Origin of the sequence: Sphingomonas yantingensis (assembly GCF_014199325.1) — a bacterium.
In the GTDB taxonomy this organism is placed as follows: domain Bacteria; phylum Pseudomonadota; class Alphaproteobacteria; order Sphingomonadales; family Sphingomonadaceae; genus Sphingomonas; species Sphingomonas yantingensis.
Genome location: NZ_JACIJJ010000002.1, coordinates 717,248 through 739,990, shown reverse-complemented (window position 1 = coordinate 739,990; position 22,743 = coordinate 717,248). Strand labels below are relative to the sequence as shown.

The window sequence follows — 22,743 nt, the reverse complement described above, 5'->3', positions numbered from 1 at the left end:
CGTCAGGCCGAGGGAAAGAGCCCGCCGTCCAGAAACAGCGTCTGCCCGGTCATGTAACGCAGATAGTCGGAGCAGAGCGCGACCGCACCCTCGCCGATGTCGCGGCGCGGATCGCCAAGATCGCCCAGCGCGAACTTGCGCTTGTACGCCGTCTCCATCGCCGGGAACTGGCCGAAGAACGCGCGGGTCGCCTCGGTTGCCGCGGCGGGCGAGATCGAGTTGACGGTGATCGAATCAGGCCCCCATTCGCGCGCCAGCGACTTGATGAAGCCGCGCAGCGACGCCTTCGACGCCGAATAGATCGCGTTCATCGCCGCGCCGTGATAGCCGAAATTGGACGTCATCACGACGAAACGGCCGCGACCCGACGCCTTCAGGTGAGGATATCCAGCCTGCGCCAGGGACAGCGCGCCGCCCAGGGTGATGTCCGTCTGCCGCCGCCAGGCCGCTTCATCGCTCAAATCCGCCGGCATCGGATAGGCGGAGTCGGGCGCGGCGGCGTTGTGAATGATGATGTCGATCGCGCCGAATTCGGCGTGGAGCCGCTCGATCCCGGCGGCCACCGAAGCGCGGTCGGTCGCGTCGACGCAGAGGACCAGGCCGCCGGTGCCGCCCTCCGCCTCGATCAGCCGCGCCGTTTCCTCGCCCGTTTCCGGCCGGCGCACCGCGATGCCGACGTGCGCGCCCGCCGCGGCGAGCGCACGGGCGAGATCGCGGCCGATTCCCCCGCCCGCCCCGGTGATGAGCGCGATCCGTCCGTCCAGAGGCTTGTTCAAGGGAGCATCCATTCGCCGCCATCCACGATCACGGTCTGGCCCGTCACGCCACCGGCATCCTGCCCGGCCAGCATCAGGGCGGTCCGGGCGACATCCGCCCAGTCAGGTCGCCGACCAAGCGGGGGCGTGTAGTCGCCTAGCTCGCACTGTTCGGGAATGTCGCCATAACCAATGTCGGGGAATATCAGGGGCGCCGTCACCGATACCCAGTTGAGCCGCCAGCTCTCGCCCCATTGCCGCGCCAGCGCCTTCATCAAACCGCGCTGCCCCTCCGTCGCCGTGGCCAATGCCACGTGGTTCGCCGCGCCGGTCATGCCGATGCTGGCGCCGAGCAGCACCACCGAGCACGGACGCCCGGCCAGGGCATCGCGCAGCCCTTGCAGGATCTCGAGCAACCGCAGTTGCGGCTCGTCGGCGCAGCGCCGCCAGTCATCCGGCATCCACTCGAGCAGCGGCCGCGCCAGCCCCCGATCCACGGGGGCGAACGCGACGATCGCCACGCGGGCTTCGCCCAGCGTGTCCGAAAAGGCCGCATGCAGACTGGTGCGCGATACCGTCTCGCAACGCGTGACCCGCACCCCCGCCCCCTGGCTGCGCAACGCGTCCGCGAGCAGGCGGCCGCTTTCGCCAAGTCCATGGGTATACAGGACGAGTTCTGGAGCAGGTTCAGCCATCGTCACTCCCCTGCCTGCCGCCGGGTGCCCGGCATCTTGACGCAACAGGGTAGATCAAGCCGCCTCAGGCGCAATCGACCTGCACGACGCATCGCAGGGACGATGACCCGGCACGACCGCGCTAGCGTTCGCGGCCCGGCATCACCCGGCGAGCGCCGCGAAGGCCGGTGCGAGCAGCGCTCGCGTCTCCACGAGCACCGCTGCCGCCCGGTCCAGGTCCTCGGCGGTCCAGCTTGCCGCCAACCCGCCACAGGTAAGCGCCCATTGCGTCGCCGGCTCGGTCCCCGTTTCGAATAGCGGCACTGCCACGGCAGTGTACCGGCCGTCGAGAATCTGTCCGAGCCGCACGGCCCCGTCGCGTGCCAGAGCCTCGACCGCCGCTTCGATCCTGGCGCGATGCCGTTCCCGCCGCGCCGCATCGGGATGGTCGATCGCCGCGATCCCGGCCTCCCGTGCGGCGGGCGGAAGTGCGGCCAGTACGGCCAGCCCCGCGGACACCGTATCGATGGGCGCGCGCCATCCGACCGGCTGGTCCCGAACGACGAAGTCGCCGTTCAACTGCTCGACCGCGACCATCTCGCTTCCTTGGCGCAAGCTGAGCGTCGTGCTCCCCCCGGTTCGCTCGAGGATCCGCTGCATGTACGGCATTGCCAGCGCAGGCGCATCGAGCCCCCTAGCGGCGGCATAGCCCAGCGTCAGCGCCGGCGCGCCGATCCGAAGGCCCGCGCCCGCTGGCGCCCGGACCAGGAACCCGCTTTCGATCAGCGTGTAGCATAGGCGCCAGACCGTCGGCTGGCTCAGCCCCGTACGCCGCGCGATTTCGGCGGTCGTCAATTCGATCCGCGGTCGATCGAAGCATCGCAGGACCGACAGACCGCGGGCCAGCGCAGTGACGAAGTGCCGATTTTCGGCAGGACTAGGGTCGACCATCCCTTTGACTCAGAGCCTCACGGTTGTTATATCAAGTTGCATAGCGATTGGGCTATTCACATAGCGAATAGAGAGGTTGCCATGGACTTTCAAGACACCCCCGCCGGGTCCGGCTCGCTCGACGCCATCGACTGGCCGATGCACCGCGTTTCGCGCGACGACGGCTGGCGGCCGCCTGCCGGCACGCGCATCGTCTCGGTCGACGACCACGGCATGGAGGAGATGCATCTGTGGGAAAACCGGCTGAAGGGAGCCGACAAGGATCGCGCGCCCAAGCTGTGGCGCGGCGACGACGGCCGGTTCCACATGGAAGTCGACGGGATGAGCTACGACGTCCCAGGGCTCGATTCCGATGTGGGTGAGGGACGTCCGGGCATGTGGGACCGCGACGAACGCCTGAAGGACATGGACGCCGAGGGGATCGACACCTCGCTGTTCTTCCACTCGCGCGCGATGTCGCTGGTGCGGATGGAGGACAAGGCGTTCTTCACCCGTTGCATGGACGTCTATAACGAGTGGCTCGGCGAATATTGTTCGATCGCGCCCGACCGCCTCGTCGGCGTGGGAATCCTGCCGACGATCTATGAGCCGGAAGCGACGCGCGACTATATCGCCAAGATGAAGGCGCTCGGCATCAAGGCGCTCGAAATCCCGTCGGCGCCCAAGAACGTGCCCTACAACTCGTCAAAGATGGAACCGCTCTGGGAAGCGATCGCCGAGAGCGGCATCCCCGTCATGTTCCACATCGGCGCCTATATGGAGTTCCGGGGCAAGGGCGCGATCGGCGCCAACCTGACCAAGAATCTCGGGCCGTATCGCCCGCTCTGGTCGATCCTCGCCTTCTCGGGCATTCTCGAGCGGCATCCGGAGCTCAAGGTCGTGTTCTGCGAGGGCGGCTTCGGCTGGGTGCCGTGGACGCTGCAGGACGCCGATCGCGTCTATCAGGTCTATGAGAGCGAGATGAAGCCGAAGCTCGCCAATCCCCCGAGCTTCTATTTCCGTCGGCAGTGCTATGCGGCGATCATGCAGGACGATGTCGGACTGAAGGCGGCGAAGGACTACGACCTGACCGGCAACCTGCTCTGGTCGTGCGACTATCCGCATGGCGAGAGCGTGTTCGGCGAGTCGCGCGGCGAGATCCGCAAGATCTTCGAGACGCTGGGCGACGAAAAGGCGAAGATGGTCGTCGGCGGTACCGCCGCGAAGCTCTGGAACCTGTGACCTGACCGGCCGCGGCCTCCGGATGGATCCGGAGGCCGCGAAGCCTCAGTAAAAGTCCTCGCCGGAGGGCTGGAAGACGGGCGTTTCCCGGGCCTGAAGCGCGCGCATCGCCTCCTTGGCCTCGCTGCTGCCGAAATTGACCATCTCGAACGCCGCGGAGAGATCGAAGACAGTCTGATTCTGCCGCAGAAAATGGTTGAGCACGTATTTGCTCATCCGCAGCGCATTCGGCGCCGTCGCGGCAAGCTTGCTCGCGACCTCGACCGCCCTGTCCTGCAACACCTCTGCTTCGACCGACAGCGCGATCAGGTTCATCGCCTCGGCCTGCTCGCCCGTGACCGGCTCGTTGGTCAGCAGATGGTATTTCGCCTTGGCGAGCCCGCACAGCAGCGGCCAGATCATCGCCGCATGATCCCCCGGCGTGACGCCGACACGGAGGTGCCCGTCGAAAAGCTTGGCGGTCTTCGCGGCGATCGGAATGTCGGCGAGCAGCGCGATCGCGAGCCCCGCCCCCACTGCCGGTCCGTTGATCGCCGAGATCAGCGGCTTTCGCATCGTCGTCAGCGCTTGAACCAGCCGCCGGGCATTGCCGAAATCGTGACAGAACTGCTCAAGGCTGTCGCGCTGCACGTCGTTGGGCATCTCGTCGAAGGAGCCGCCCGCTGAGAAGGCGCGCCCCGCCCCCGTGACGATTGCGACGCGCGTGTCGGGATCGGCATCAACGACGGCCCACACCGCCTCGATCTCATGACCCAGCTTGCCGCCGATGGCATTCATCTTCGCCGCGTTGTCGATCGTGACGCGCAGGACGAACGGCGCCGGTCGTTCGAAGCGAAGATGCTCGAAGGCAGCGTAAAGGGTCAGGTCTTCGGACACGGCGTTGCTCCCGGATGATTCGGCAGACGGTGCAGCGCGCACTCGCACCGGGCAAGCCGCACCTTCCGCCATCGCCGGGGCGATGCCCGGCGGGTCAGGCCGCGCCGATCTCGATGCGGTCGCGGCGGCGCGCGGCCCAGTCGGCGAAACGTTCGAGCGCGATGCCGTGGCCGTTAGCCCGGTCCAGATCGACCTTGTAGCCTTCGACGGTCGCCCATTGCTGGCTTTCGACCAGCCCCGGCATCACCCCGGCGGCGCGCGCATCCGCACCTTTCATCGAGCGCGCGACCACCGGCTTGCCGCTGGCCGCGGACAGCACCTCGGCCACCTGGGTCATCGTCAGCGATTCGGCGGCGAGGTCGATCTCCCGACCATCGAAGCGCGCCGGATCGGCGAAGGCGGCGGCGGCGAACCGGCCGATATCGGTGGCGGCGATCAGGTCGAGGCGCGTGTCCGGCTTCATCGCCGTCTCCATCGCGCCCCGCGCCAGGCCGGGGAACATGTACGCTGCCTTGGGCTTGATGAAGTTGTCCATCATGAACGCAGGCTTCAGGATGACCCAGTGGGGAAAGCCCGCCTGCCGGACGAGGTCGTTCACGCCCGACTTGGCGTTCCAGTAATCGGGCCACCAGCGCCCCGCATCCCAGTCGACGAATTGCGTCTGCTCGCCCGCGCGCGCGACCGAGGTGTGGACGAACACCTCGACGCCGGCTTGCCGCGCGGCCTCGATCAGATGACGACCGGTGCGGACCTCGCTTTCCAGATCGCCGGGCGTCGGCGGCAATTGAACCGAAAATACCCCCCATGCGCCGTCCGCCGCTGCGGCTAGGGTCTCACGATCGTCGAAGTCGCCCTGGTACAGCTCTACGCCGCGCGCCGCCAGCGCCGACGCCCCCGGCGCCGACGGATCACGCACCAATGCGCGCACGCGAAAGCCCGTGCCGAGCAGCGCGTCGACGGTGGCGCCGCCCTGTGCGCCCGTCGCACCGGTGACGAGGATGATGCGATCGGTCATTCGATGAATCCCCTGGTGGTTCGGCGACGCCGGGCATCGGTCCACACGCCGCATTCGGGAGAGATGCGAGGCCCTGGAAACGCCCCGCACCGGGCGCTCGACAGGTTCGCGAACTCGTCTCCGGACGACGGGCCTGTCGCATGGCGTCTCTATCTGCGGTCGCGACGGGCCGACACGGGAAAGCTTGGTGCAGGTCCGCCAGCCTTGCCAGTCACGCGGCCTCATCGATCGCCCTCTCGATATCGGGCGCTCCGGCTGGCTGGGGCGGCTCTGCCATCATAGCGTTCACGCGAGCGAGGAACCGCCATGCACGACACGCCCGAGGACCTGTACGTCGATCGCTCGATCCGCGTCGTCTTCTTCTCACAGCCCGTAGCGGCGCGGTGCCGGCGGCTGATCTGCGGCTCCGACCACGCGCGCGCTGTCGAGGCGATCGTCGGCCGGCAGGAGGGGTGCCCACGATGAGCGGCCGTTTCACCGGCACGCTGTTCGACCTGACGGGCCGGACCGCGCTCGTCACCGGATCGAGCCGCGGCATCGGTCGCGCGATCGCGCAGCGATTGGCGCAGCACGGGGCGAACGTCATCGTTTCCGGCCGCAAACCCGGGCCGGCGCAGGATGTCGCGAACGCGATCAATGCCAGATCCGATGGCGGCTCTGCCATCGCCGTCGCAGCGAACGTCACCCGCGCCGACGAATTGGCCGCGTTGGTCGATGCCGGCGAGGCGGCGTTCGGCGCCATCGACATCCTCGTCGCCAATGCCGGCCTACATATTCATGTCGGGCCGAGCGCCGAGATGACAGACGCCGTTCTAGCCAAGACGATCGACGGCAATTTCGGACAGCTGCATATCCTTTCGCAGCGTGTGCTGCCCGCCATGACGCAGCGCGGCTGGGGCCGGATCGTCAACATCGGCTCGATCGCCGCGCACTTCGGCAGCGGGATCTACCAGAGCTATACGCTGAGCAAGACCCTCGCGATGCAGTATATCCGCAACATCGCGGTCGAGCATGGCGCGGCGGGCGTGCGCGCCAATACCGTGTCGCCGGGTCTTGTCCGAACGGACATGGCCGCCGGACTGATCGACAATCCCGAAACGCTGGCCCGCGAACTCTCCCGCTCGACCGTTGGTCGTGTCGGCGAGCCGGACGAGATCGCAGGCGTGGTGGTGATGCTGGCGAGCGAGGCCGGCAGCTATGTCAACGGCCAGACCATTGCCGCCGATGGCGGCATGAGCATCCGATACGAGTGAGCCCCATGACCGATCTTCCGCCCGGCGTCCTTCCCTATGACCCCATGGCCAAGGAGGTGATCGACGATCCATTCGCCGAATATCGGCGACGGCAAAGCGGATGCCCGATCGGACATAGCGAAACGCTGGGAATGCCGTTCTGGGCATTGTTCGGTTACGATGATGTCCGCTCGGCGATGCTCGATCCCAAGGCGTTCTCCAGCCGCTACGGACCGACGCCCGTCTTCCAGAAATCGATCGGTTTCTTTGCCGACGGAAAGGAGCACACGCATTTCCGCGCCATCTTCCGCAAGCGGTTGAGCCCGGAAGGCATCGCCGCGTTGCAGCCGCGCGTCGCGGAGTTGGCCCGGCGCTTGCTGGACGACATGATCGCCAAGGGTCCCGTCGTCGATCTGCACGACGATTTCGCGCTGCCGCTGCCCGTCCATGTCATCTCGTGGCTGCTCGGCATCCAGGGGGACGATTTCGTCACGCTGAAGCATTGGTCCGACGAGTTGATGGAGAATGCGTTCGGCAAGAGCAACGAGCGCTTTCTGAAGGTGTATGCGGGCATCTGCGCCTTCTTCGACCAGCATCTGGATGCCCGATACGACATGCTGACGGCGGCCGGAATCGAAGAGGCGCTTCCCGAACATGTCGGTTCGGTGTTGCCGGACGATTGGATCTCGGATGCCGTCTGCGCCGATTATCTCGGCCGCAAGCTCAACCGCGACGAACAGCGCATGGCGCTGATGGGGCTGCTCGTCGGCGGAAATGAAACGACCACCTCGCTCATAACCAACCTGATGTGGCGGCTGCTCGAGGAGCCTTCGCGCTGGGAGCAAGTGAGGAGCGATCCCGATCGCTTCATACCCGTCGCCATCGAGGAAAGCCTCCGCTTTGATTCGCCAGCGCAGGCGATGTTCCGCACGACCCTGTGCCCCGTCGAGGTCGCCGGCGTCGAGATCGGCCCGAAGCAGAAGCTGATGCTCAATTTCGCCGCCGCCAATCGCGATCCGGCCGCGTTCGACGATCCCGACAGCTTCCGTCTCGATCGCGACGCCCGCGATCTGTCGCGTCGGCACCTCGCCTTTGGCGGTGGGCCGCATGGCTGCCCCGGCGCGCCGCTATCGCGAATGGAAGTTGCCGTCGTGATGCAGCTGTTCGTCAAGCATCTGCCCGCCGCGACGCTCGCCGGTCCTTCCGAACGAAGCGTCGGCTATAATATGTGGGGTCGCTCCAGCCTGCCGATAAACCTCGGCTGCTAGATAAAGTCGCGCAGGAACGTGCGAACATCCTCGCTGAACAGGGCGGGCTCCTCCAGTGCGGCAAAATGCCCGCCGCTCGGCATCTCGGTCCAAGACCGGATGTCGTAGACACACTCGGCATTGGCACGGGTGGGCATCGGATAGAATTCGCCGGGGAACAGGGCGGCCCCTGTTGGTACCGCGATACGCCCTTCGAACGGCCGCTCCCGCATGATCGAGCGATAGGCCCAGAATGACGACAGCATGGCGTCGTTGACGAGGTAGCTCATCACGTTCGTCAGCAGCACGTCCTTGCTGAAGCGGCTCTCGATATCCCCGCCCGTGTCGCCCCAGCCGTGGAACTTCTCGATGACCCAGGCGGCGGTCCCGACAGGGTTGTCGAACAGCGCGAGGCCGATCGTCTGCGGCTTCGTTGCCTGCTCGCTCATATACGCGCCTTCGGTCGCCTGCACGCGCTGGTACGCGGCCCAATATGCCTGGTTCGCGTCCGCGTCCGCCGGATCCGTTCGCGGTCCGACGAGAAAATTGAGGTGGATCGCGGCGACAACGTCGCTGTGCTCGCCGCCGAGCCGGGCCGTCACCACCGATCCCCAATCGCCGCCCTGGGCGGCAAAGCGCGGATAGCCCAGCTCCTCGGTCATCAACCGGCGCCACAGCGTGGCGACGCCCTTTGGCCCTATCGGCTTTGGCGGACGCCCGGACCAACCGAAACCGGGCAAGGACGGGATGACGAGATCGAACCCGTCCTCCGCCCTGCCGCCGAAGCGTTCGGGAAAGGCAAGTCGCTCGATCACCCCCTGGAACTCGACGATCGAGCCGGGCCAGCCGTGGGTCAGCATCAGCGGACGTCCACCGCCCGAACCGCGTATGTGCTGGAAATGGATGTCGATGCCGTCGATCTCGGCCTTGAAATGCGGCCAGCGGTTGAGCGCGCGTTCGTGTGCACGCCAGTCATAATGCTCGCGCCAATAGGCGACCAGCTCCGCAAGATACGCCGCATCGGTGCCGTAGGACCAACTGCCGTGGTCGTCCGCGGGCGCGTAGCCGATCCGCGCGTCGCCGACCTGTCGCGAGATGCGATCGAGAACGGCATCGGGCACGGCGATCTCGAACGGACGAACGGTCATCGCGGGCTCTCCTCTGCACGCACCATGGCAGGCGGCGGCGGGGCGACAAGCAGCGTCCACGCGATATCGCAGGGCGGATACTCGCGCATGCCGGCCCGTTCGATAGATATCGCCGCATGACCGACACGACACGTCCGCTCGCCGACCTTCGCGGTCGCACCCTCCTCATCACCGGCGCCTCTTCGGGCCTCGGTGCCCACTTCGCCCGCGCCGCCGTCGCGGCCGGCGCCGCCGTGGCGCTCGCGGCGCGACGTGCCGATCGCCTGGCCGACCTGGTTGCCGACCTGACCCGCGATGGCGGCCGCGCCGCAGCGATCACGATGGACGTCGCCGACGAGGCGTCGGTCGCCGCGGGTTATGACGCGGCTGAAGCGGCGCTGGGGCCTGTCGATTCGGTCCTCGCAAATGCCGGCCTCAACGTGCCCGGCAGCGCCATCGACCTGACTGCCGCCGATTTCGATCAGATCATGTCGGTCAACCTGCGCGGGGTTTTCCTGACGGCGCGAGAGGGTGCGCGGCGGATGATCGCCAGCGGATCGAAGGAAAAGGGCAACGGACGCATCGTGCTGGTCGGGTCGGTCGGATCGCATCGCGTACTGCCCGGCCTCACCGCCTATTCGACGTCGAAGGCGGGCGTGTTGATGATGGGCAAGAGCTTAGCGCGCGAATGGGCGACGCGCGGGATCAACGTCAACACGATCTTGCCCGGCTGGATCAAGACCGAGCTCAACACCGAATGGCTCGAAAGCGCCAGCGGGGAGAAGCTGATCGGCAGCTTCCCGCGCCGCCGGGTGATGGTCCCCGCCGACCTCGACGGGATCACGCTTTACCTGTTGTCCGACGCCTCGCGCGCGATCACCGGCGGTGGGTTCGAGCTCGACGACGGCCAGTCGCTCTAGGCGAATTCACGCGGCGGCTTCCCAATAGGGTGCCGCCGCAACGAACCCGCCAAGCCCCGCCAGCGTGCGCGTGGCCGACACCCCGTCGAGCAGCAGGCCGATCGCGGTCAGCCGCAGGAACCAGTGGCCGACGGCATGCTCCTCGGTCACGCCGATGCCGCCGTGCAACTGCACCGCCTGCTGCGCGACGAAGCGACCCGTCTTGACCGCGACGATCGAGACGGCCGCCATGATCCGCTCGCGTTCGTCAGCAACGGGCTCTTCCAGCGAGCAGGCTGCAAGGATCGCCGCGGATCGCAACTGCTCGATCTCGACCAGCATCTCGGCCGCACGATGCTGGAGCGCCTGGTTGCTGGCGAGCGGCTTGCCGAACTGGACCCGCGTCTTGAGATAGTCCGACGTCGCCTCGAACGCGCCTTCGGCGGCGCCAAGCGCCTCGGCCGCCAGAAAGGCGACGCGCCGATCTCGCAACTCAAGGCGCAGGCGAGCCGCCTCGTCTCCAGCCGCAATCTGCTCGCCCCGGACGCCGTCCAGCCGCACATCTGCGGCCGTACCGCCGCCGTGCAGCGGTCGGGCCGCCCGGGACAGGCCGGGGGCGCCAGCATCAACCAGATAGAAAGCGTGGCCGGTATCGACGATGAACGCCTCCGCCGTCCCGCATCCGAAAAAGCCGTGCGCCTTTCCCGTTAAGGTGCCCTCGTCGTCCGATATCGCGCCCGTGACCAGCGCATAGCGCCGACTGCCGTCTAGCAATTCCCCCAGGGCGCGCTCGCGAAGCGGTGCCGGCGCGGCGGACAGGGCTGTGCCGCACAGGATCGCGGTGTCGAGATAGGGCACCGCAAGCAGATGGCGTCCGATCGCTTCGCCAAGAATCATCAACTCGGCCCCGCCGCCGCCCAGCCCACCCGCGGGCTCCGATACCATGACCGCTGTGAGGCCCAGATCCGCCATCCCCTGCCAGGCATTCTCGCTCCAGCCGGCGGCGGTGCGGGCCGCAGCACGATGCGAGTCGAGGCCGCCGGTGTCTTCGGCGAAGCGGTCGACCATCTCCTTCAATAGGCGCTGGTCGTCATCCAGTTCGAGATTCATCGCTCAGAGCCCCAGCACGTTCTTGGCAAGGATGGTCTTCTGCACCTCGCTCGCGCCGCCATAGATCGATGCCGCGCGCAGGACCGCATAGTTCGGAAGCGCGGTGCCCTGCGCATCCTCGATCGCCTCGGGCCCTTCGGGATCGGCACGGAGCGCCGCCGGGCCGATCGCCTGCACCAGCAGCTCCGACGCCGCTTGTCTCAGTTCGACGCCCTTCAGCTTCAGCACCGACGATCGCGGATCGGCACCGTCGGACCGACGCTGGGCATCGAGGATACGAAGCTGCGTCACCTCCAGCATGCGCAATTCGGCCTCGATCGCCGCCGCCTTGGCCAACAGCCCGGCATCCCCCGCCGCCTGCGTCTTGATCCGGCGCAGGATATGCTTGGTCATGCCGATCCGGGCGATGTTGGTCCGCTCGCTTGACAAGAGCGCCTTGGTCACGGTCCAGCCATCGTTTTCCGCGCCGACCAGGCAGTCGGCGGGAACGCGCACCTCATCGAGGAAGACCTCGTTCACCTCGTGCCGGCCATCGATCGTGATGATCGGCCGGATCGTCACGCCGGGCAGGCGCAGGTCGATCAGCAGGAACGACAGACCCGCCTGCCGCTTCGCCGCGGTTGGATCGGTGCGGACCAGCGTGAACATCCAATCGGCATGGTGGGCCATACCCTGCCAAATCTTGTGGCCTGTCACGACATAGTCGTCGCCGTCACGCACCGCGCGCGTGCGCACCGCCGCCAGATCCGACCCGGCGCCCGGCTCCGAAAACCCCTGACACCACCAGATGTCGAGATTGGCGGTCGGGCCGAGGAACCGATTCTTCTGCGCTTCGGTGCCGTAGCGGATCAGCACCGGCCCCAGCATCGCGACGTTGAACGACACCGGCTCGGGCGCCGGCGCCTGATGCAGCTCGTCGAGGAAGATTGCGCGCTCGACCGGCCCCCAACCCGGTCCGCCATGCTCGCGCGGCCAGGCGGGCGTCGCCCAGCCACGCGCATTGAGCGCGCGCTGCCAGGCAACCACCTCGTCCCGGTTCGGCAATCGCCCATCGAGCATCTTGCGATGCGTCGCGGGATCGAGTTCCGCGCGGATGAAGTCGCGTACCTCGCGGCGGAACGCGGCTTCCTCGGGCGTCGGGCGAAGGTCCATCGATCAGCGGCCAGTGAAGACCGGCTTGCGCTTCTCGGCGAAGGCCGAAATACCTTCCTTGTAATCCTCCGAGGCGTAGCAGATCTGGAACAGCTCCTCGCAGCGGGCGAGGTCGCGCTTCGATTCGTCCTGCGCGTAAGTCCAGAGCGTGTATTTGATGTCTTCGGCGGTCAGGGGGGCGCCAATCGCGATGTTGCCGACGATCTTCTCGATCCAGCCATCGAACTCCTTGTCAGGCACGACCCGGCCGACCAGTCCCTTCGCATATGCCTCCTGCGCATCGAAGCGCAGGCCGCCGAGCAGCATATCCTTGGCCGCACCATAGCCGACGATGTCGACCATACGCCGCAGCGATGAATAGCGGTAACCGATACCGATATTCATCGCCGGCTGACCGAACGACGATTTGGCCGAACAATAGCGAAGGTCACAGACCAGCGCGACCGATACGCCGCCGCCGATGCAATAGCCGTCGATCGCCGCGACCGTCACCTTCTTCGATCGGTAGATCGCCTGCAGGGCATCCTCGCCGGTCCTGGCGTAATGCTCCTGCGCATCGGCGGCACCGCGCTCCTCGGCATATTTGGAGACGTCGGCCCCGGCGACGAAGGCCTTGCCCCCTTCACCGGAGAAGACGACCACGCGGACTTCGTCGTCCGCCTCGAACGCCTTCATCGCCTGGCCCATGCCTTCCCACATCGCCAGCGACATGGCGTTCATCTTGCCGGGATTGTTGAAGATGATACGGCCGATCGCGCCGTCCTTGCGCGTCAGGATCTGGTCGGTCACGAAATTCCCCCAATGATGCGAAGGTGGCGCCGCGAGGCGGCACCACCTTGCGAAAGCTTACGTCGCTTCGGGCGTTCAGCCGACGCGGGCGTAGAGCGGCGTCTGACCCTGCAATGCGCCGTGTCGCACTGTCAGAGGTGCCGGCGTTGCCAGCGTCGCGACGGTTTCGCGCAACGCCCGAAGGAAAAAGCCGCAGCCGCGCAGATCCCCCTCGCCGACCACCACGGAGAGCGCGAGATTCTCGTTGGTCGCGCTCTGCGGCAGGCGCACGGCAACGATCCCGCCAGCGCCCTCCGACAGCCCGGCGCTGACCGCGAAACCCTGTGTCCGGATATCGTCGATCTCCACAAGGAAGTCCTCGCAACGCACGCGCTGATCCTCTGCGGCTTCGCTGTTCATGCGATGCACCAGCTTGCGGATCGCGATCCGGTCGTGAACCGACAGCAGCAGCCGGCCCAGCTGACCACGGCTGAGCGGCCCGGCATTTTCGATCCCGGGCAAGTCGGTGCCGCCGTGGACGACCTCGAGATGCTCGGTGCGCAGACCGACGCAGCCGGTCAGCACGACCGAGCACTCGAGCTCGGCAGCCAGATCGTCCATCAGCGTGAGCAGATGACCGCGGCGGAACAGGCGAGGATGCGTCCAGGCGCCGAGCATCGCGACTTTGGCCGTCGGCCGATAGGTCCGGCGATACCGATCACGGGTCAGGAAACCCAGTTCGACGAGACAGCCGAGCAGTTCCGACGTGCTTGATTGCGGATAACCGTATTCGCGGGCGATCTCCATGACCGTCGCTTCCGAACGCTTCGAATTGAAGAACTCGAAGATCTCCAGCACGCGCTTGGCCGACTTGATCTTCTTCACGTCCAGGGTTGCCATCCGTCCTCTCCATGCGCCGGTGTACCGATCTGCACGCATCGTCTGCTGATATGTCGTACGCGTCAAGTGGGCATGTTGTCATAACAATAGATGTACGGTCGACGGTTCATTCTCAGCGACAAAAAGGTGCGCCGCGACAAGTGATCCCATCGGCTATCCGATGCTGCGGCAGGACAATTGCAAAGCGGGCGCCGGGCGGCTCAAACACCCCCATGACCCAGCTCCAGGAACGCGACTCGCGCGGAATCGACAGCAGCGCCTACCCGGTGCGACCCGTTCGGATGGGCGCGAAAGCAGCGATCGTCACCCGGCGGGCCGATGGTTCGGTGCTCGTCCGGCACGCCGCCGAGCCCGCGCCGGTGGTGCAGAACTGGAATCAGCGGCTCGAAATGTGGGCCACGGCGCATCCCGATCGCACGTTCCTGACCGAAGCGTACGAGGATGGCCGGCGACGCTGGTCGTTCGGCGAGGCACTGGCCGATGCACGGGCAGTCGCCGCGGCGCTGGCCGAATTGCCGCTTTCGGACGAACGGCCGCTCGCGATCCTCGCCGAGAACAGTATCGACTGCGCACGCATCACCCTCGGGGCGATGTTTGCCGGGATTCCGGCAGCCCCGATTTCACCCGCCTATGCGCTGCTCGCCAACGACTTCGCCAAATTGTCTTCGGTGATCGCGTCGTTGGGAGCCGGCGCGATCTATGTCGCGGATGGCGAGCGATACGCCGCTGCGATCGCCGCCGCCGTCCCGCCCGACATGCCCGTGATTTCGGGCGGGCGGCCCGTGCCCGGTCGCGACACGCTGTCGCTCGCCGGTCTTCTGGCGACCGAACCAACCGCTTCGTCGCGCGATCGCGAGGCGTCGATTGCGATGGATCAAGTCGCCAAGATCCTCTTTACATCGGGATCGAGCGGCACGCCCAAGCCGGTCATGCTGTCGCATCGAATGCTCGCCGACAACCGCGCGCAGAACATGCTCGTCTATGCCTTCCTGCAGGATGAGCCACCGGTGCTGGTCGATTGGCTTCCCTGGCATCATACCTTCGGCGGCAACAACAATTTCGGCTTCGCGCTGTGGGCAGGCGGGACGCTTCACATCGACGAGGGGAAGCCGACGCCCGGCGGCGTCGCCGCGACGATCGCCAACCTCAAGCGCTATCCGATCAATATCTACATCACCTCGCCGAGCGGGTTCGAGGCGCTCATCCCGCACCTTCAGACCGACGCGGAGCTCCGCCAAGCGTTCTTCGCCAATCTGAAGTTGCTCCAGTACGGCGCCGCTTCGCTCGCGACACATCTGTGGTCGGCGCTCGACGACCTTGCCGTTGCGGAGACCGGGCAGCGCGTCCTGATGGTTTCGGGCCTCGGCTCGACCGAGTGCGGCCCCACGCCGATGCAATCGAGTTGGGAGCAGCATCGCAAACCCGAAACCGGCCTGCCGGTGCCCGGCGTCACCGTCAAACTGGTGCCGTTCGAGGACGCCTTCGAACTTCGGTTCGCCGGCGACAGCATCACGCCGGGCTATTGGAAGCGGCCGGACCTGACCGCGGCGGCGTTCGACGACGAAGGCTTCTTCCTGACCGGCGATCTCATCAAGGCGATCGACCCGGACCGGCTCGAAGAGGGCTTCCTGTTTCACGGCCGCACGTCGGAAAACTTCAAGCTCACGTCCGGCACCTGGGTCACGGTCGCGCCGCTGCGCGCCAAGCTTCTCGAGGCGCTGGCGCCGGTGCTCAAGGATGCGGTGATCGCCGGGGCGCAGCGTGACCGCGTCACCGCGATCGGCTTCCCCGATCATGCCGCCGCGCGCCGCATGGCCGGGCTCCCGGCCGATGCCGACATCGAAACGGTGGTCGCCGCCCCGGCGCTGCGCGACTGGATCGCCGAACGCCTGACCGGCCTCGCCCGGACGGCAGGCGGCAGTTCGCAGCGTATCGTCCGGATCGTTCTGGAAACGGAGCTGCCGAGCCTTTCGAACGGCGAACTGACCGACAAGGCGACGGCAGCGGCGCGCGCGGTGCTGGCCCGCCGGGCCGACGTGGTCGAGGAACTCTACGCCTCTCCGCCGTCGCCGCGCACGATCGGGATCGACTGACGCCCGGCGCCGTCGCGCCGGGCGCGCCGTTCAGCCTGCGCCGGCGATCGGCTTTCCGTCCCAATCCTTTCCGTCGGCGACGCGCGCTTCCAGCAGCGCCGCGGGCTTCCAGCGATCGCCGAACTTCGCGTGATTGGCGCGAACGATCTCGAGCAGCTTGTCGAGGCCCTTGCGCTGCGCCCAGAACATCGGGCCGCCTTCATGCTTCGGGAAGCCGTAGCCATAGACGTAGGTCACGTCGATATCGCTGGCCCGCTGCGCGATGCCCTCTTCGAGGATCTTGGCCCCTTCGTTCGCCATCGCCGCCAGGATCTGCTCGACGATCTCTTCGTCGGTGAAGCGGCGCTGGGGGACCTGCTTGGCGGCTGCAACGTCCCGGAGCATGTCGAGCACCGCCGGATCCGGCGACGCATCGCGGCCTTCGTACTTGTAGTATCCGGCACCCGTCTTCTGTCCGTGCCGCCCCGCTTCGACGATCCGGTCGGCGAGCGGCGAATATTCCGGGCTGGACGTGTCGAGCGTGCCCGCCTCGATCCGCCCCTGCCGCATCCGATAGCCGACATCGAGGCCCGACATGTCACGCATGAGGTAAAGGCCCATCGGGAAGCCGAAGCCCTTGAGCGCGCGATCGACGTCCCACGGCGCAGCTCCCTGCTCGAGGATCAGATCCGCCTCCTGGCCATAGATCTTGAGGATGCGGTTGCCGATGAACCCCTCGCAATTGCCGGCCAGCACCGGCACCTTGCCGATCCGTTTGGCAAAGGCCATGACCGTCGCGATCGTGGTGTCGGACGACTTGGTGCCGCGGACATTCTCGCACAGTTTCATGACGTTGGCGGGCGAGAAGAAGTGCATCCCGATCACGTTTTCGGGACGGCCGGTCGCCGCGGCGATCTCGTCGATGTCGAGCGCGGACGTGTTGGAGGCGAGGATTGCGTCCGGCTTTGTCACCCGGTCCAGCGTCCCGAAAATCTCCTTCTTGACGCCCATGTTCTCGAACACCGCCTCGATCACCAGGTCGCAATCGGCCAGATCGTCATAATCGAGGGTAGAGGTGAGTAACCCCAGGGCCGCGTCCACCTGCGCCTGGCTGCGCGAGCCGCGCTTGATCGAGATGTCGTAATTGCCGCGCACCTTCTCGAGGCCGGCGTCGAGCGCGTCCTGCGTGACCTCCAGCAGGACGCAGGCGATCCCTGCATTGACCACCGACATCGCGATGCCGCCGCCCATCGTGCCCGCACCGATCACGCCGACCTTGGCGATGTCGCGCGGCTTGGCGGCGGGATCGAGGCCCTCGACCTTGGCGGCCTGTCGCTCCGCAAAGAACAGGTGCACCTGCGCGGCGCGGCTCGGCGCTTCGAGGCATTCCTTGAACGCCGCCTTCTCGAACTCGAGGCCGTCCTGCGGCGACCGGGTGCACGCCGCCTCGACGCAATCGACGATCCGGAACGGCGCGATCGTGCCGGCCCACTTTTTGGCGTTGGCGCTGCGGGTCTTTTCGAACAGCGCGGAATCGGCGGTCGCCACCTTGTCGGTTCGTTCGATCGCACGCGGCCACGGCCCGCCCGCGTCCGCCTTGCGCCGGGCGAAGTCGATCGCCGCGGTCAGGAGGTCCGCGTCCGTCACCTCGTCGACGAGCCCCAGTTCCTTCGCCTTGGCGGCACCGATATGCTTGCCGCTCAGGATCAGGTCGAGCGCGACCTCCGGCCCGGCGATGCGCGTCAGTCGCTGCGTTCCACCGCCGCCCGGGAGCAGGCCGAGATTGACCTCGGGCAGGCCGAGCTTGGCGCGCGACGCCGCGACCCGGAATGGCGCCGCCAGCGCAAGCTCGAGTCCGCCGCCCAGCGCATGGCCGTCGATCGCGCACACCACCGGTTTCTCGCTGAATTCAAGGAGGTCCTGTACCTCGAGCAGCGTCGGCCCGCGCGGCGGCTTGCCGAATTCCCGGATGTCGGCACCGGCCACGAACCGGTCGTTGTCGCCGATGACGACGATCGCATGGACCGCGTCATCCTCGGCCGCCTGTCGCATCCGACGGACCATCCCCTCCTTCATCGCCGCGCCTAGCGCGTTGACCGGCGGAAAGTCGATGGTGAGCACGGCGACGTCGCCATGCACGTCATAACGGACGGCGGTGTCGGGATCCTGCGACATGCGAATATCCTTGGAAGCCAAAGGGAGTCGGCTTGGCGATAGCGCGCGCATCGGCGGAGGAAAGCGGCGAGGTGCGGGTATCGCCGTGCCGATATCGCGGGTCGCCCCTCGCCGTCCGCCCGCTCGGCAGCGTAAGCGGCGGACGACAACGGGAAGAGGATCGATGCACGCTCGCGAGGAACGCCGCGAAAATTATGGATGGGGCTTGGCGATCGCCAGCCGCTGGGCCGATTGCGACGCCTATGGCCACGTCAACAACGCGATCTACTATAGCTGGTTCGACACCGCCCTGACGACATTGGCGATCGAGCGGGGCGTCCTGCGCGGTCCGGCCGCATCGATCGGCCTGTGCATCGCCAGCGGCTGCGAGTTTCTGGCATCGATCGAATTCCCCGAGACCGTCGAGGCGCGAGTTCGCATCGGCCGCATCGGCGACAAGAGCCTCCGCTACGAGATCGCGCTGTTCCGGGATGGAGAGGCGGTCCCCGCTGCGGTCGGCCACTTCACCCATGTCTTCGTCGCGCCCGACACGCGCCGCCCCGTCGCGCTTACGCCCGAACAGAAGCAGGCGATAGCCGACCTCGTCCCGGCGACCCCCGCGACCGCACGAACAACTGGACCTGCGCACGATGGATGATTTTCTCGACGTCGACGGCCTGAAGGCGAGTTTTCGCGACGTGCTCAGCGTCGAGGCGAGCGTCGATACGGTGCTCGCCCATTTCGACCATGCCCGCGGGATGGCGCGACCGCTGTGGGACACGATCGTCGGGCTCGGCTGGACCGCACTCTCAGTGCCCGAGGCCCATGGCGGGCTCGGCCTGGGAATCGATGCGCTCGTCGCTCTCTACGAAGAGGCGGGCCGCGCGGTCGCGCCGGTGCCGCTCCTGTCGACGATGCTCGCCGCCGATGCGATCGCGCGCGGCGCAAGCGAGACGCAGCAGGCCAACTGGCTGCCGATGATCGTCGCCGGTGCGGTCGTCGCGATCGATCCCCCTGCCCCGCTTCAGCCGCCGACCCTGACGATCGCACCCACTGTCGACGGGTGGCACCTCTCCGGCACGACGCGCATGCTCGATGCCGCCGATGCCGATCGCTTGCTGCATCTGGCCGTCGCGCCCGATGGCAGCCTTCGTCGCGTCCTGCTCTCGCCCGAGCAGGTCGAGGGGCTCCCGCTCTGGGATCACGGTCACACGCTGTCGGACATCGTCTATCGCGACCGGCCGATATCCGCCGAGGCCGTGTTCGGCACGAATGGAAAGGTCGAGGAGGCGCTCGCCATTCATGCCTCGCTGGCGCTGGCGGCGGAGGCGGTCGGCGGATCGCAGGCGCTGCTCCCGCTCACGATCGACTATCTGAAGACGCGCCAGCAGTTCGGAAAGCCGATCGGCTCTTTCCAGGCGCTCAAGCACCGCGTTGCCGACCACCAGACCCGGCTCGAGGGCGACCGCCTGCTGCTGGCCTCGGCCGCCGCACTCGCCGCCGCGGACGACAGGCTCGCACCGAGCGAGGCATCGGCGGCGAAGGCCCTTGCCTGCGCCAACTATGCCGAACTCGCGCGCGATGCGATCCAGTTGCACGGCGGGATCGGCTTTACGGCCGAGCAGGCGTGCCACCTGTTCCTCAAGCGAGCCCGTCTGATCGAGCTGTTGTTTGGCGACAGGTCGCTTCACCTTGCGCGGGCCGCAAGCGCGCTCGACTTGGAGATCGCGGCATGACCGACCTGCTCGCCGCCGCACGAGACCTGGACGCGTTCCGCGCCGCCCTTCGCGAATGGCTCCCCGGCGCGATCCCCGCCGACTGGAAGGGCCGCATCCACCGGGAGGGCGAGCATGGCTATCTCGCCGTTCAGCGCGAGTGGTACGCCGCCCAGACCGCGGCGGGGCTGGCCACCGCGCATTGGCCCAAGGGATGGGGCGGCGCGGACCTGTCGCTGGCGGCGCAGGTCGTGCTGTACGAGGAAATGGCACGCGCCGATGCGCCGAACACCGATCTGTTCACCATCTCGCTCTATCACATGCCCGCCACGCTCTTCGCCTACGGCACCGCCGATCAGCGCGAGCGCTATCTGGAGGGCGCGCGCAGCGGCGGTGACATCTGGTGCCAGGGATTTTCAGAGCCGGGTGCCGGCTCCGACCTAGCGTCGCTACGGACCCGCGCCGAACGGCGCGGCGACGTCTATGTCGTCAACGGGCAGAAGATCTGGTCGTCCTATGGCATCTTCGCTGACTATTGCCTGCTGCTGGCACGCACCGATCCAGGTGCGGCGCGCAAGCATGACGGCATTTCCTACTTCATCCTCGACATGAAGTCGCCGGGCCTGACGATCAAGCCGATCCGGCAGATCACCGGCGAGGCCGAGTTCGCTGAAGTCTTTTTCGACGATGTCGAGATTCCGGCCGCGAACCTGATCGGTGCGGAGAATGATGGCTGGCGGATCGCCCAGTCGACGCTGACCGCCGAACGCGGGCTGCTGATCTTCGAGAACAGCGAGCGGCTGGTCCACGCGATCCAGCGTGATGCCGTTCGCCATCGCGAGCTTTTGCGGCGGGATCCGGCGCGGCGGGAGGCGTTCGCCGCCTTCTATCCGCGCGTACGGGCGATGAAGCATATGGTTGGCGAATTGCTGGCCCAGATCGACCGCGACCCGCACGGCGGCGGAGAGATCGCGACCTATATCAAGCTCTACTGGGCGACGCTGCTTCAGGATTATACCGGCTTCACCGCGCAGCTGGATGGCCTTGGCGGACAGATCGAGACCGAGCCGCTGCGCTGCGGGGGACTGACGCCCGAAGACGCGACCTATGCGTTTCTCAAAAGCTATAGCTGGACGATCGCCGGCGGCAGCAACGAGATCATGCGGAACGTGATCGCCGAACGGCTCCTCGGATTGCCGCGATGACCGCCGCCCCGCCCGCTGAGCATCCCCACACGCTTTCGCCCGGATCCTGAACCATGTTCGACCCAGCGCTCCCCTTCCCCTCCCCCTTCCACGCCTTTGCCGCGATGGCCGATCGGCAGCCCGCCGCCGTCGCGATCCGCGAGGGCGACCGGACAATCACCTATGGCGACGTGCTCGATGCCGCTCGGGCGGCGACGCGCGGCCTGATCGCCGCCGGCTTCGCGCCCGGCGACTGCGCGGCGATCTGGGCGGTGAACCAGTCCGAATGGATCGTCGCCGCGCTCGCCATCCAGGCGGCGGGCGGGACGCTCATCCCCGCGAGCACGCGGCTCAAACCTCGCGAGGTGTCGCACGTTCTCGCGCGGGCACGTGTCCGCTTCCTCTTCTGCGATCCGGGCTTCGGATCGACCGATTTCGTTGGCGGCATCCTCGACCTCGATCTGCCGGACCTGCGCCGCATCATCGTCTTCGGCGGCGATGCGGAAGATGGGCGGGTAACGAGCTGGTCACGCTTCGTGGCGGCCGGAGCTGGCGTCCCGGCGACCGAGCTGGACGCCCGCATCGCCGGGATCGATCCGGACGGACTGGCCGACATCATCTTCACATCGGGAACCACGGGCGTCCCCAAGGGCGTACCGATAACCAACGCCCAGAGCCTAATCGCGTGTGAGCAGCAACAGGCCTGTGTGAGCCGGTTCGGACCGGGCGACGTGTTGGCGGTCACATATCCCTTCGCGCACAATGCCGGCTATCGTGCCGGATGGCAGGCCGCCTTCCTCTACGGCATCACGCTCGTCATCGCGCAAAGCCTCGATGCGGATACGTTGCTGACCTTGATCGAACGTGACCGGGTATCGGTCCTGCCCGCGGTCCCGACCGTGTATCAGGGCATTCTCGAGCATCCCGACTTTGCCCGGTACGACACCTCCTCGCTCCGGTCGGCGATGACCGGTGCCACGACGATCCCCGTCGTCCTGATCGAACAGATGCAAGCCACTTTCGGCGTGGCGGCGGTGTCCGCCGGCTATGGCCTGACCGAGGCCGCAGGCTCGGTCAGCCATACCCGGCCCGGCGACAGCGCGATCGTCATCGCGACGACGACCGGCCGCCCGCTCGACAATCTCGACGTCCGGCTGATCGACGGCGACGGACAAGCGGTGCCGCCCGGCACTCCCGGTGAGATCGTCATCAAGGGCCCGCAGGTCATGCGTGGTTATTTCGAGGATGACGCCGCGACCGCGGCTGCCTTTACCGCCGACGGGTATCTGCGCACGGGCGATGTCGGCGTGTTCGATGCGGCCGGCAATCTGGCGATCACCGACCGGCTCAAGGACATGTACATCGTCGGCGGGTTCAACACCTATCCGGCGGAGATCGAGCAGCAGCTTGCCCGGATCGATGGCGTGGCCGAGGCCGCCGTGATCGGGATCGACGATCCGCGGTTGGGTCAGGTCGGCCGCGCCTTCATCGTGCCGCGGGCCGATGCGGTGCTCGACGAAGCCGGCGTTATCACCTGGTGCCGTGCCGAGATGGCGAACTACAAGGTGCCACGCGTCGTCACCTTCGTCGATGCGCTGCCGCGCAATCCGACCGGAAAGGTGTCGAAGGTCGACTTGCGCAAGCTCGCCTGATGCACCCCGACCCGACGCCGTGGCGGATCGCAGGCGCGA

General features: G+C 67.0%; 21 protein-coding genes. 10 read left to right on the top strand and 11 right to left on the bottom strand.

Annotation, left to right across the window (positions count from 1 at the left end):
* Positions 1-2: 2 nt before the first annotated feature.
* The 3 genes from FHR19_RS09700 to FHR19_RS09690 all read right to left on the bottom strand — a co-directional run bounded on the left by FHR19_RS09700 (position 3) and on the right by FHR19_RS09690 (position 2,380).
* The gene (locus tag FHR19_RS09700) at positions 3-776 is read right to left on the bottom strand and encodes an SDR family NAD(P)-dependent oxidoreductase (RefSeq protein WP_184027494.1); all 774 of its coding nucleotides are present in this window, start codon (positions 774-776) and stop codon (positions 3-5) included.
* Entirely contained in the window at positions 773-1,450 is a 678-nt protein-coding gene (locus tag FHR19_RS09695; RefSeq protein WP_184027492.1) for an SDR family oxidoreductase, read from the bottom strand. The genes FHR19_RS09700 and FHR19_RS09695 overlap by 4 nt, the downstream gene beginning before the upstream one ends.
* A 141-nt stretch (positions 1,451-1,591) precedes the next feature.
* Positions 1,592-2,380, bottom strand: a complete 789-nt coding sequence (locus FHR19_RS09690) for an IclR family transcriptional regulator (RefSeq protein WP_184027490.1) — start codon at positions 2,378-2,380, stop codon at positions 1,592-1,594.
* Positions 2,381-2,461: 81 nt separating this feature from the next.
* Here FHR19_RS09690 and FHR19_RS09685 point away from each other — a divergent pair, with 81 nt between their 5' ends.
* Positions 2,462-3,601 carry an amidohydrolase family protein gene (locus FHR19_RS09685; protein WP_246359418.1) on the top strand — a complete coding sequence of 380 codons (1,140 nt, stop codon included), beginning with the start codon at positions 2,462-2,464 and terminating at the stop codon, positions 3,599-3,601.
* Between the two features lie 45 nt (positions 3,602-3,646).
* Here the strand turns inward: FHR19_RS09685 and FHR19_RS09680 are convergent, their stop codons facing one another.
* Both FHR19_RS09680 and FHR19_RS09675 read right to left on the bottom strand, forming a co-directional pair.
* The gene (locus tag FHR19_RS09680) at positions 3,647-4,477 is read right to left on the bottom strand and encodes an enoyl-CoA hydratase/isomerase family protein (RefSeq protein WP_221228452.1); all 831 of its coding nucleotides are present in this window, start codon (positions 4,475-4,477) and stop codon (positions 3,647-3,649) included.
* Between the two features lie 94 nt (positions 4,478-4,571).
* Positions 4,572-5,492, bottom strand: coding sequence for an NmrA/HSCARG family protein (locus tag FHR19_RS09675; protein WP_184027486.1), 921 nt, complete (start codon positions 5,490-5,492; stop codon positions 4,572-4,574).
* 306 nt (positions 5,493-5,798) lie between these two features.
* Here FHR19_RS09675 and FHR19_RS09670 point away from each other — a divergent pair, with 306 nt between their 5' ends.
* From FHR19_RS09670 to FHR19_RS09660, 3 genes are read left to right on the top strand one after another with little or no spacing between them, the layout of a single operon-like run.
* Positions 5,799-5,957, top strand: a complete 159-nt coding sequence (locus tag FHR19_RS09670; protein WP_184027484.1) for a hypothetical protein — start codon at positions 5,799-5,801, stop codon at positions 5,955-5,957.
* On the top strand, positions 5,954-6,745 hold the full coding sequence (locus FHR19_RS09665) for an SDR family NAD(P)-dependent oxidoreductase (protein ID WP_184027481.1): 792 nt from the start codon (positions 5,954-5,956) through the stop codon (positions 6,743-6,745). The genes FHR19_RS09670 and FHR19_RS09665 overlap by 4 nt, the downstream gene beginning before the upstream one ends.
* 5 nt (positions 6,746-6,750) lie before the next feature.
* Positions 6,751-7,992, top strand: a complete 1,242-nt coding sequence (locus tag FHR19_RS09660) for a cytochrome P450 (RefSeq protein WP_184027478.1) — start codon at positions 6,751-6,753, stop codon at positions 7,990-7,992.
* On the opposite strand, the gene FHR19_RS09655 is transcribed toward FHR19_RS09660, so the two are convergent.
* Complete coding sequence (locus FHR19_RS09655) at positions 7,989-9,119, bottom strand: epoxide hydrolase family protein (RefSeq protein ID WP_184027476.1); 1,131 nt, start codon at positions 9,117-9,119, stop codon at positions 7,989-7,991. The genes FHR19_RS09660 and FHR19_RS09655 overlap by 4 nt on opposite strands.
* Positions 9,120-9,235: 116 nt before the next feature.
* Between FHR19_RS09655 and FHR19_RS09650 the strand changes: the two genes are divergently transcribed.
* On the top strand, positions 9,236-10,018 hold the full coding sequence (locus FHR19_RS09650) for an SDR family NAD(P)-dependent oxidoreductase (protein WP_184027475.1): 783 nt from the start codon (positions 9,236-9,238) through the stop codon (positions 10,016-10,018).
* Between the two features lie 6 nt (positions 10,019-10,024).
* Here the strand turns inward: FHR19_RS09650 and FHR19_RS09645 are convergent, their stop codons facing one another.
* From FHR19_RS09645 to FHR19_RS09630, 4 genes are all read right to left on the bottom strand, one after another.
* Positions 10,025-11,107 (bottom strand): acyl-CoA dehydrogenase family protein, encoded by a 1,083-nt coding sequence (locus tag FHR19_RS09645; protein WP_184027472.1) that lies wholly within the window; start codon positions 11,105-11,107, stop codon positions 10,025-10,027.
* A gap of 3 nt (positions 11,108-11,110) precedes the next feature.
* A complete protein-coding gene (locus FHR19_RS09640) occupies positions 11,111-12,259 on the bottom strand; it encodes an acyl-CoA dehydrogenase family protein (protein ID WP_184027468.1) in 1,149 nt (382 codons plus the stop codon).
* A 3-nt stretch (positions 12,260-12,262) separates the two neighbouring features.
* Entirely contained in the window at positions 12,263-13,048 is a 786-nt protein-coding gene (locus FHR19_RS09635; protein ID WP_184027466.1) for an enoyl-CoA hydratase, read from the bottom strand.
* 75 nt (positions 13,049-13,123) lie between these two features.
* Positions 13,124-13,927: a helix-turn-helix domain-containing protein gene (locus FHR19_RS09630; RefSeq protein ID WP_184027464.1), complete on the bottom strand. Its 804-nt coding sequence runs from the start codon at positions 13,925-13,927 to the stop codon at positions 13,124-13,126.
* A 281-nt stretch (positions 13,928-14,208) separates the two neighbouring features.
* Here FHR19_RS09630 and FHR19_RS09625 point away from each other — a divergent pair, with 281 nt between their 5' ends.
* Positions 14,209-16,020: an AMP-binding protein gene (locus FHR19_RS09625; RefSeq protein ID WP_184027462.1), complete on the top strand. Its 1,812-nt coding sequence runs from the start codon at positions 14,209-14,211 to the stop codon at positions 16,018-16,020.
* Positions 16,021-16,050: 30 nt separating this feature from the next.
* Here the strand turns inward: FHR19_RS09625 and FHR19_RS09620 are convergent, their stop codons facing one another.
* Entirely contained in the window at positions 16,051-18,174 is a 2,124-nt protein-coding gene (locus FHR19_RS09620) for a 3-hydroxyacyl-CoA dehydrogenase NAD-binding domain-containing protein (protein WP_184027460.1), read from the bottom strand.
* A 205-nt stretch (positions 18,175-18,379) separates the two neighbouring features.
* Here FHR19_RS09620 and FHR19_RS09615 point away from each other — a divergent pair, with 205 nt between their 5' ends.
* Genes FHR19_RS09615 through FHR19_RS09600 form a run of 4 tightly spaced genes read left to right on the top strand, consistent with a single transcriptional unit; the run spans position 18,380 to position 22,704 of the window.
* On the top strand, positions 18,380-18,811 hold the full coding sequence (locus FHR19_RS09615; protein WP_221228451.1) for an acyl-CoA thioesterase: 432 nt from the start codon (positions 18,380-18,382) through the stop codon (positions 18,809-18,811).
* Complete coding sequence (locus FHR19_RS09610) at positions 18,804-19,889, top strand: acyl-CoA dehydrogenase family protein (RefSeq protein ID WP_184027455.1); 1,086 nt, start codon at positions 18,804-18,806, stop codon at positions 19,887-19,889. Before FHR19_RS09615 ends, FHR19_RS09610 begins: the two co-directional genes overlap by 8 nt.
* On the top strand, positions 19,886-21,073 hold the full coding sequence (locus FHR19_RS09605) for an acyl-CoA dehydrogenase family protein (RefSeq protein ID WP_184027452.1): 1,188 nt from the start codon (positions 19,886-19,888) through the stop codon (positions 21,071-21,073). The genes FHR19_RS09610 and FHR19_RS09605 overlap by 4 nt, the downstream gene beginning before the upstream one ends.
* Before the next feature lie 53 nt (positions 21,074-21,126).
* Positions 21,127-22,704 (top strand): AMP-binding protein, encoded by a 1,578-nt coding sequence (locus FHR19_RS09600; protein WP_184027450.1) that lies wholly within the window; start codon positions 21,127-21,129, stop codon positions 22,702-22,704.
* Positions 22,705-22,743: the final 39 nt, after the last annotated feature.